Annotated in this window: 4 protein-coding genes; 2 read left to right on the top strand and 2 right to left on the bottom strand. The window is 72.1% G+C overall.

From position 1 onward, the window contains the following. Window positions 1-705 (bottom strand): SWIM zinc finger family protein (locus ACR2FV_RS00095; RefSeq protein ID WP_434013695.1); only part of this gene is annotated, 705 nt, incomplete at its 3' end. Beyond that, window positions 698-3,874: an SNF2-related protein gene (locus tag ACR2FV_RS00090; RefSeq protein ID WP_434013694.1), complete on the bottom strand. Its 3,177-nt coding sequence runs from the start codon at window positions 3,872-3,874 to the stop codon at window positions 698-700. The genes ACR2FV_RS00090 and ACR2FV_RS00095, both read right to left, overlap by 8 nt. Before the next feature lie 313 nt (window positions 3,875-4,187). On the opposite strand from ACR2FV_RS00090, the gene ACR2FV_RS00085 reads away from it, so the two are divergent. Next, entirely contained in the window at window positions 4,188-4,394 is a 207-nt protein-coding gene (locus tag ACR2FV_RS00085) for a hypothetical protein (protein ID WP_434013693.1), read from the top strand. Continuing rightward, the gene (locus ACR2FV_RS00080; RefSeq protein ID WP_434013692.1) at window positions 4,391-4,666 is read left to right on the top strand and encodes a type II toxin-antitoxin system VapB family antitoxin; all 276 of its coding nucleotides are present in this window, start codon (window positions 4,391-4,393) and stop codon (window positions 4,664-4,666) included. The genes ACR2FV_RS00085 and ACR2FV_RS00080 overlap by 4 nt, the downstream gene beginning before the upstream one ends. The last annotated feature ends 66 nt before the right edge of the window (window positions 4,667-4,732 follow it).

Below are 4,732 nucleotides of genomic sequence, written 5' to 3'. Positions count from 1 at the left end.
GGCCGGCGCCGCGGCCCGCCTGGGGATCCCGGCCGGCATCACCCAGAACGCGTCCAGGCACTCACCGAGCGGCACGGCCGCGTCCTCGGGTTCGTCCGCCGCGACCCGGCCGCCGCCGCCCCGCAGGGCGGAGACCGCGGCGAGCAGGTCCTCCCGGTCCCGGCCGCGCCAGGCCATCACCGCGAACGGATCGTCGTCGAAGGACTCGGCCAGCAGGTAGAACACCGCGGCCAGGTGCTTGCACGGCACCGACCAGTCGGGGCACGAGCAGTCCATCGACAGGTCACGTGCCTGCGCGGGGAAGAGGGACAGGCCCACCCCGGCGAAGACCTCCTCGATGTCCGGCGGCATCTCCCCGGCGAGCAGGCGTGCGGCATACCAGGCGTCGTCGGCGAGGGCCTGGCACACGCTGGCCCACTGCTGCTTGTCGAACGCGGTGAGCCCGATCCGCACCTTGTAGGGCCTCGCGCGGCTGCCCTGCACCCGGGCGGTGACGGCCCCGGCGTCCAGGGACAGGTCCATCACCTGGCCCTTGCGGGCGTAGGTCCGGCCGCGCTGCAGCCGCCCGCCGACCCCGAGCGACTCCAGCACGGTGATGAACCGCTCGGACCACCACGTCTGGGCGATCGCGCCGCGGCGGCTGCGCGCCCGCATACCGCCCTCGACGGGGCGCGGCTTGGACGGGGTGGGCCACCAGTCACTCACCGACGGCCCCCTCGGACAGGGTGAGCAGCTCGCGCAGGTCACCGGTGGACAGCTCGGTCAGCCACCCCTCGCCGTCGCCGACGACCAGGTCGGCCAGGGCCTTCTTCTCCTCGATGACGGTGTCGATCTTCTCCTCCAGGGTGCCGACGCAGACGAACTTGCGCACCTGCACGTTGCGGCGCTGCCCGATCCGGAACGCCCGGTCGGTGGCCTGGTTCTCCACCGCCGGGTTCCACCACCGGTCCAGGTGGATGACGTGGTTGGCCGCGGTCAGGTTGAGCCCGGTGCCGCCGGCCTTGAGCGAGAGCAGGAACAGCGGCGGCCCCTCCCCGTCCTGGAACCGTGCGACCAGCTCGTCGCGCCGGGTCTTGGGGGTGCCGCCGTAAAGGTAGGCCACGTCGGTGCCGAACCGGGCCGCCAGGTGCGGCAGCAGCATCTCGGCGAACTCGGTGAACTGGGTGAACAGCAGCGCCCGGTCACCCTCGGCCAGGATCTCCTCGACGATCTCCTCCAGCCGGATCACCTTGCCGGAGCGGGCGGCCACCGGCGAGCGGTCGTGCAGCAGCTGCGCGGGGTGGTTGCAGACCTGCTTGAGCTTGGTCATCGCGGCCAGCACGTTGCCGCGCCGCGCGATGCCCTCGGAGTCCTCGATCTTGTCCATCATGTCCGCCACCACCGTGGCGTAGAGCGAGGCCTGCTCGGCGGTGAGGTTGCAGTACTGCTTGATCTCGATCTTCTCGGGGAGGTCGTCGATGATCGTGGTGTCGGTCTTGAGCCGGCGCAGCACGTAGGGCCGGGTGATCGCCCGCAGCCGCTCGGCCGGCTCGGTCTCACCGTGCCGCTCGACCGGTATGGCGTAGCGCGCGCGGAACATCTCGGGCGAGCCGAGCAGCCCGGGGTTGACCACGTCCATGATCGACCACAGCTCGCTGAGCCGGTTCTCCACCGGGGTGCCGGTGAGCGCGACCCGGTGCTCGGCGCGCAGTCGCCGCACCGCCTTGGCCGCCTTGGACCGGCTGTTCTTGACCGCCTGCGCCTCGTCGAGCACGAGCCGCTCCCAGTCGTGCCCCTCCAGCTCGTCGACGTCTCGAGTGGCGGTCTGGTATGTCGTGAGCAGCAGGTCCGTGTCGGCCAGCCGGTGGGTCAGCGCCTCGCCGCGCAGCCGGCCGGGGCCGTGGTGGGAGTGCACGCGCAGGCTCGGGGCGAACCGCTGCGCCTCACGCTGCCAGTTGCCCACCAGCGACATGGGGCACAGCAGCAGGGTCGGCCCAGTGTCGGGCTTGGCCGCACGGACGTGCGCCTCGAGGGCCAGCAGCTGCACCGTCTTGCCCAGGCCCATGTCGTCGGCCAGGCATCCGCCGAGGCCCAGGGACGAGAGGAACGCCAGCCAGCTCAGGCCGCGCTGCTGGTAGGGGCGCAGCTCGGCGTCGAGGGTGGCGGGTGTGGGCACCGGCTGCAGCGTCTGCTCCAGGGTGCCGGCCAGCAGGTCGCCCAGCCACCCGTCGGCGACGACGGAGGTCACCGGCAGCGGGGTGTCGATGTCGTCGGGGTGCGCTGCGGCCAGGGCGATCACCTCGGCCGCGGTCCGGGCCCGGACGGTGTCGCTGTCGCTGCCGGCCTCCAGCAGCTCGAGCCCACGCCGGACCTGCTCGGGGTCGACGGCGACCCACTGGCCGCGCAGTCGCACCAGGGGTTCCTTGGTGGCGGCCAGGGCGGCGAGCTCGTCGGCGGTGAGCACCTCGTCGCCGAGGGCCAGCTGCCAGTCGAAGTCGACCAGCGACTCCCGGCTGAACGACCCCGAGGTGACCGCGGCGTCCTTCTCGGTCGTGGCCTTGGCGCGCAGGCCGAGCGGTCGCCGGTGGGACCACCAGGAGGGCAGCAGTATGCCGAAGCCCGCCTGGTCGAGGGCGCCTGCCCGGGTGGCCAGGAAGTCGTGGGCGCCGGCGGTGTCCAACAGCAGCGCGCTCGGGCGTGCTTGGCGCAGGGCGTCGCCGAGCGCGGGATAGATGGTGCTGGCCCGGCCCAGCTCGGCCAGCAGCAGCTCGTCGGGCCGTTCGAGCCAGCGGCGCAGGCTGTCTCCTCCGTCCCACACCTGGTCGGCGGGCAGCAGCAGGCTGGGGTCCTCGACCGACTGCAGCAAGAACTCCACCCGCCACACCGTGGCCGCCGCCGTGTCGTCGGGTGAGCGACCCGTGGCGTCCTCGTCGACCTCCCACTCGTCCAGATCCAGGTTCTGGTTGACCTCGACGAGCCGGAACGTCGCCCGCGCGGGTCCGGCGGCCCCGATGCCGAACTCCGTCCACGGTTCGAGACCCTCGGCCAGGGCGTCCAGCTCATCGGGCTCGGCGTCGAAGCGGCCGTCGGCGCCGCTGAGCGCCTCCACCCACTTCTCGGCGACCGGGATCCGCCGCGGTGGGCGGCCCCGACGCTTGGGCAGCAACGACATACCCCTCAGCCGCTCCCGCATCGCGGCGTCGACCAGGGCGTGCAGCGCGGCGGAGACCAGGTCGGCCGGGCTCTGCCCGCGGTCGTCCTCGGGTGCCCGGGCCTCTGCCCGGAACACCGGCGGCACCGCCGCGACGAGATCCTGTGCGGTGAGCAGGTCCGGACCCTGCAGCACCGGACGCCATCTAGCGGACGCGCCACCTTCGTCGCCGTCATCTTCGCCGTCGAGGAGGCTCGGCAGCACCCGGCCGCGCTCGACCAGGTCTCGGGCGAAGTCGACCAGCTCGGCGACAAACCGCACCGAAGCGCCATACCGCACGTCCCGCGCCTCGTCATACCCGTCCTGCATCCCCTCGCCGTCGCGAGCGCTGCCGATTGCGAGAGCGGCCGCTGGGTCGAGTTCCACCACCGGCACCGACCAGGGCAGTAGCGCCGGGCCCTTGGCGGGTGCGGGTCTGGGGGTGAGGCGGACGAGCTCGGGGGAGTCCAGCGGGGCGCTGCGCACGGAGGGCAGCAGCAGGGTGGCGGTGCCGCCCCCAGGGTCTGTGGCGCTTGTCCCGGTGGCCGTCGACCCGACCGGCGCGAGGTCAGGCGCGGCAGCCGCGAAGGGGTGCGGTCGCGCCGAGCGCAGCGCCTGGCTGGGGCTCTTGACGCTCCGGTCGGAGTCCTCGGCCCACAGGCATAGTCGCGCGCCGGACCAGAATCCGTGTATTGCCAGCACCATTCGCTCCTTCCGCGGACACCGTAGACCACGATCGGCCACTTCGAACACACCCCGGCCGCCTCGGTATCATGAGCGGTGTCATATGAACTTGGCGATGACGCTGAGACTGGATGAGCAGGAGACTGAGACGCTGCCTCGGCTCGGGCAGTGATCTACCTCGATCTGGCTGCGGCGTTGGTGCACTCGCTTGCCAGGAATCGCGCATTGGTCGACGGCAACGAGCGGCTCGCGCTGGCCGGCCTCATCGCGCTCTGCGGTCTCAACGGTCTCCGGCTCACCACCGGGAGGAGCTCGGGCGCGAGCGATCCCGGTCGTGATCGTCCTCGACGCTTCCGCGGTGGTCGACGCGCTCACCGCCCCGGACGGCACGGATCGATTGCGACCCGGCTGGCCGTCGACGACCTGCCGATCGCTCGGTGGCCGTTCGGTCCTGCGCTGCGGTGGCGCGCCCTTCCAGCTCCGGCACAACGTCTCCGGCTACGACGCGGCGTACATCGCCCTGGCCGAAGCCCTGAGGTGACCATTGGTCACCCGCGACGCTCGGCTGGCTCGGTCCAGCGGCCACGAGGTCGAGATCGCACCGGCCGGTCCCAGACCAGCGCTGTGGAGGAGGCAGTGAGCAGGCGTCTTGCGGAGATGGGGGTGGACGTCGAGGCCCCGGCCAAAGCGGAACGCCTCCGAGCGGCGCAATTGGTGGTCGCTGCCTTCCGGGCGGATCTCAGTGCTGACGACGTAGCCCGCATCACGCGAGCGGATGAGGACCTCTACGACGAGATGGGCCTGCCGCGGTGATTAGCGACACCTCAGCCCTGGTCGCCATTCTGGTGGGCGAGGAGGACGCCGAGGGACTCCTTGACG

It is taken from the genome of Ornithinimicrobium sp. (genome assembly GCF_051004135.1).
Classification (GTDB): Bacteria; Actinomycetota; Actinomycetes; order Actinomycetales; family Dermatophilaceae; genus Ornithinicoccus.
Note: the sequence above shows the minus strand (reverse complement) of the source record. Positions and strands in the feature narration are given on the sequence as shown.

Bases quoted from the DNA above. Each gene is read 5' to 3' on its own strand.
- ACR2FV_RS00090 (WP_434013694.1), bottom strand. From the start codon at position 3,874: ATGGTGCTGGCAATACACGGATTCTGGTCCGGCGCGCGACTATGCCTG.